This is a genomic window from Mesorhizobium sp. M7A.F.Ca.US.006.04.2.1, assembly GCF_004022915.1.
Classification (GTDB): Bacteria; Pseudomonadota; Alphaproteobacteria; order Rhizobiales; family Rhizobiaceae; genus Mesorhizobium; species Mesorhizobium ciceri.
Genome location: NZ_RZQA01001420.1, coordinates 1 through 877, shown reverse-complemented (window position 1 = coordinate 877; position 877 = coordinate 1). Strand labels below are relative to the sequence as shown.

At 65.2% G+C, this 877-nt stretch carries 1 protein-coding gene; it reads right to left on the bottom strand.

Features of this window, described 5'->3' with window-relative positions; translation table 11 throughout:
- On the bottom strand, window positions 1–877 hold an 877-nt coding region (locus EN925_RS37770), incomplete at both ends, for a 2-oxoacid:acceptor oxidoreductase family protein (protein WP_206633177.1).

Below are 877 nucleotides of genomic sequence, written 5' to 3'. Positions count from 1 at the left end.
CCCAGCGGAAGGCGGCGATGTTCATCGCCACGGCTTCGCCATTGAGCTCGATCGCCTTCTCGACCGCCTCGGCGGACAGCGGCAGGCCGCTGTGCTGGAAGGCAAAGCCAAGCATGAACATGTTGGCGCCGAGCGAATTGCCGAAAAGTGCCGTGGCAGTGCGGGTGGCATCGAAGAAATGTGCCTTGTCGTCGCCCGCAGCCGCGCGGATCGCCTTTTTCAGCCGCTCTATCGGCAACGAAAAATCGGCCGAGCGGGCGAATTCGCCGGGCATGATCTCGGCGGTGTTGGCGACGAAGATGGTGTGGCCCTCGCGCACCGCGGTCAGCACCTTCTTGGCGCCCGACACGACGAGATCGCAGCCAAGCACGAGATCGGCCTTCCCCGCCGAAACGCGGATTGCATGGATGTCGTCCGGGGTACGAGCGATGCGGACATGGGTGAACACCGAGCCACCCTTCTGGGCGAGGCCGGCCATGTCGATCATGCCGCAGCCCTTGCCCTCAAGATGCGCCGCCATGCCTAGCACCGCACCGACGGTGACGACGCCGGTGCCGCCGACGCCGTCGATGATCGCCGCCCAGCCCTGCTCGCCAAGCGGGAATTGCGCCGGAACGGGCACGCCTTCCAGCGGATCGGCCTTGCCGGCCAGGCCCTCGGCCTTGCGGATCTTGGCGCCGTGCACAGTGACGAAGGACGGGCAGAAGCCGTTGACGCAGGAGAAATCCTTGTTGCAGCTCGACTGGTCGATCTTGCGCTTGCGGCCGAATTCGGTCTCGACCGGCTGGATCGAGACGCAGTTCGACTGTACGCCGCAATCGCCGCAGCCTTCGCAGACCAGTTCGTTGATGAAGACGCGCTTGTCGGGATCGGGGAA